Below are 3,622 nucleotides of genomic sequence, written 5' to 3' on the forward strand. Positions count from 1 at the left end.
AAAACACCTTCCTGAAGGCAGGAAGGTGTGCGGAAAAAAGGGCATACGCCGCCCTTGTCTCCACCTTTCCATGCCTCTCGGGACATTCCTTAAAAGGTGAATTTATTCGATTTCATCCGGCAGTTCGCTTTCATCCGGTCTGCCTGGCAGCATCAGGTTCAGGAGCACCCCCGCAATCGCGGCAAGCGCCATGCCCTCCACCCGGAACGATTCCGTGAATTCCAGGGCCGCGCCGCCGATGCCGATCACCAGGATGACCGATGCGATCACCAGGTTCCGCTTATCCCCGAAATCGGTCCCGTCATCGACGAGCATCCGGAGACCGCTGGATGCGATGATGCCGAACAGGAGGATCGAGATCCCGCCGAGCACAGCCGTCGGAATCGTATCAATAAGCGCCATCACTTTGCCGAGGAACGAAAACAGGATGGCGAACACCGCAGCGCCGATGATGACATAGACGCTGTACACTCTCGTGATGGCCAGTACGCCGATGTTCTCCCCGTATGTCGTCTTCGGCGGACCTCCGACCAGACCCGAAATGAGCGTGCCGAGCCCGTCACCTAAAATCGACCGGTGGAGCCCCGGGTCTTTTATATAGTTGCGGCCGACAATCCGGCCGAGCACGAGCTGGTGGCCGATGTGTTCCGAAATGGTGACGATGGCGATCGGCACCATGACCGCCAGCAGGTTGAAGGATACAGCGATTTCGTAATCGATGCCCGGCAGCAGAAAGTCCGGCACCGCAAATGTGTCCGCTTCCCGCACCGCCTGGAAGCCGACGATGCCGACTGCCGCTGAATACATGTAGCCTGCAATGATGCCGATCAGGATCGGCATGAGCGAAATGATGTTTTTAAAGTAGATGGTGCAGATGATCGCGGTGATCAGCGTCACAAGCGCCGCTGAGAAATGAAGCATGCTGTATTCACCGTCTACATTCATCGCCATATCGACGGCGGTCCCGGACAACGCCAGTCCGATCACGATGATGACCGGGCCGACGACGATCGGCGGCAGCAGCCTCATGATCCAGCGGTAGCCGGTTTTCCAGATAGCAAGCGATACGGCCGCATACACGACGGACACAGCCACCGCGCCGATCATGGCCGCGCCTAGTCCGCCGTATTCCGCCGCCGCGATATTGATCGGGATAATAAAGGCGAACGACGAACCGAGGTAAGCCGGCACTTTCCCTTGGGTGATGATGACGAAGATGATCGTCGCGATGCCGCTCGTCAGCAAGGCGATTGCCGGGCTGAGGCCGACAAGCTGCGGCACGAGGATCGTCGCGCCGAACATGGCGAACATGTGCTGCAGACTCAAGGAAATCCATTTCCCGGCTTCCGGCCGGTCTTTTACTTTCAGAACCGCTTCTGTCACACTTCCAGCCCCTTTTCGGTCATTCGTGGATGGTCACTTGGTCTTTGCCATCCGTTTCGGTCATTTCCACAACGATCCGTTCATCACTGGATGTCGGAATGTTCTTGCCGACGTAATCCGCCCGGATGGGCAGTTCCCGGTGTCCCCGGTCGACTAAGATGGCCAGCTGGATCTGCGCCGGCCGCCCGAGGTCCATGACAGCGTCCATGGCAGCGCGCACGGTGCGGCCGGTATAGAGCACGTCATCGACGAGGATCACTTTTTTGCCCGTAATGTCATGGGTCACATCCACCTGCTGGACGAGCGGTTCCCGGTTTTTCGTCTTTTCCGTCAGATCGTCCCGGTACAGGGTGATGTCCAGTTCACCGGTCAGGATCCGCCCCCCTTCGATGTTCTCGATCTTTTCCGCAAGCCGCTTCGCAAGGAACGCCCCCCGCGTTTTGATGCCGACGAGCACACATTCACTGATTCCTTTGTTCCGTTCGATGATTTCATGGGCGATCCGGGTGAGCGCCCGGCCGATCGCTTTCTCATCGAGAATGTTCGCTTTTTCGGTCATTGTCTGATTCTCCTTTCAACATAAAAACCCCTCCGGCCGCGCGGGCAGGAGGGGTTGCGTGCAGGAAAAAGCCGTCCGGAAGCATACCGCTTCCAGCGTTCGTCCATTACCTTCCCAGCCTCACGGGACTGTCTTTAAAGGTGTTCCGTATTTGATTAACCCAAGTATAGCGAAGCGGCCGTTCCGCTGTCAACCTCTGTTTCGCAGCGTTTCGAGCAGTTGCCCGAATTCAGCCGGCGGCTCGGCACTGAATTCCATGTATTCGCCCGTCTTCGGGTGATCGAAACCGATGACACCGGCGTGCAGTGCCTGCCCGCCGATATCGAGCGTTTTCCTCGGACCGTACTTCGGATCGCCGGCAAGCGGGAAGCCGATATATTTCATATGGACGCGGATTTGGTGCGTCCGCCCGGTTTCAAGCTGGCATTCCACGACAGTGAACTCACCGAGCCGTTCGGTCACTGTGAAATGGGTGACGGCCGATTTCCCCTTGTCGACGACCGCCATTTTCTGCCGGTCTTTCGGATCGCGCGCAATCGGCGCATCGATCGTGCCTTTGTCGTGCGCGATATGGCCGTGGACGACCGCTGTATACTTGCGGGTGACCGTCTTTTTGATGAGCTGCTCGACGAGGGAGGCATGCGCTGCATCGTTTTTCGCCACCATGAGAAGCCCCGATGTGTCCTTATCGATGCGGTGGACGATCCCCGGCCGCATGATGCCGTTGATGCCGGACAGATCCGTCACCTGGTGCATGAGTCCGTTGACGAGCGTGCCGGACACGTGGCCGGGCGCCGGATGCACGACCATCCCTTTCGGCTTGTTGACGACGAGCACATCCGCATCTTCGTAGACGATGTCCAAGTTCAGATCTTCCGCCTGGATATCGAGCGCTTCAGGCTCCGGCGGCAGGACAGTGATCACGTCACCGTCCTTCACCTTGTAATTCTGCTTGACGCTATTGCCGTTCACTTTAACGTAGCCGTCTTTCAGCCATCCCTGGATCTGCGACCGGGACCAGTCGGGATCAATCGCAGTGACCGCTTTATCGATCCGGCCGCCTGCTGATTCTTCTGTTATTTCGATTGTCAATTCTTCCATTACGACACCTTTTTCTTTTCCTGTTTTTCTTCATTCCAGACATAAATGACCATCATGATGACACCGACCGTCAGCGCGATGTCCGCCACATTGAAGATCGGGAAATCATAGCCGATGACCGGGATGAGGATATCGACGAAATCGACGACTTCCCCGCGCCACAGCCGGTCGATGAAATTACCGATCGCACCGCCCAAAAGCACCATGAGCGTCGCCTGGAAAAACGGCTGGTCCTTCGCGTAACGATGGAAATAATAAACGATAAAACCGATGACGATGAGCGTGATGATGGTGAACAGCCACATCCGCCCTTCGAGCATGCCCCAGGCCGCCCCGCGGTTCCGGTGCGACAGCCAGGCGAGATAGGGTTCCCAAACCGGGATGCGTTCCCCCAGCTCCATCGATTTGACGACAATCCATTTCGTCCACTGATCGAGTATGACGATCAGCAGCGCAATTCCGTAATAAGCCCACACAGTCAGTTCCTCCGATACATCTTCATCCTGCTTATTGTAGCACATAACACAGAAAGCCTGCAGGATGACCTGCAGGCTTTCGCAGAGTGTTGAGAAACCCCTT

The 3,622-nt window shown here is 56.9% G+C and carries 4 protein-coding genes; all 4 read right to left on the reverse strand.

Features of this window, described 5'->3' with window-relative positions; all coding sequences use genetic code 11:
- Positions 1 to 102: 102 nt before the first annotated feature.
- The 4 genes from CCE92_RS14520 to lspA all read right to left on the reverse strand — a co-directional run bounded on the left by CCE92_RS14520 (position 103) and on the right by lspA (position 3,519).
- On the reverse strand, positions 103 to 1,383 hold the full coding sequence (locus CCE92_RS14520; protein ID WP_088009209.1) for a solute carrier family 23 protein: 1,281 nt from the start codon (positions 1,381 to 1,383) through the stop codon (positions 103 to 105).
- 19 nt (positions 1,384 to 1,402) lie between these two features.
- Positions 1,403 to 1,942, reverse strand: coding sequence for a bifunctional pyr operon transcriptional regulator/uracil phosphoribosyltransferase PyrR (gene pyrR / locus CCE92_RS14525; RefSeq protein ID WP_088009211.1), 540 nt, complete (start codon positions 1,940 to 1,942; stop codon positions 1,403 to 1,405).
- 189 nt (positions 1,943 to 2,131) lie between these two features.
- Complete coding sequence (locus CCE92_RS14530; protein WP_088009213.1) at positions 2,132 to 3,043, reverse strand: RluA family pseudouridine synthase; 912 nt, start codon at positions 3,041 to 3,043, stop codon at positions 2,132 to 2,134.
- The gene (lspA, locus tag CCE92_RS14535; protein ID WP_088009215.1) at positions 3,043 to 3,519 is read right to left on the reverse strand and encodes a signal peptidase II; all 477 of its coding nucleotides are present in this window, start codon (positions 3,517 to 3,519) and stop codon (positions 3,043 to 3,045) included. The genes CCE92_RS14530 and lspA overlap by 1 nt, the downstream gene beginning before the upstream one ends.
- Positions 3,520 to 3,622: the final 103 nt, after the last annotated feature.

The organism is Indiicoccus explosivorum (assembly GCF_002167005.1).
GTDB lineage: Bacteria > Bacillota > Bacilli > Bacillales_A > Planococcaceae > Indiicoccus > Indiicoccus explosivorum.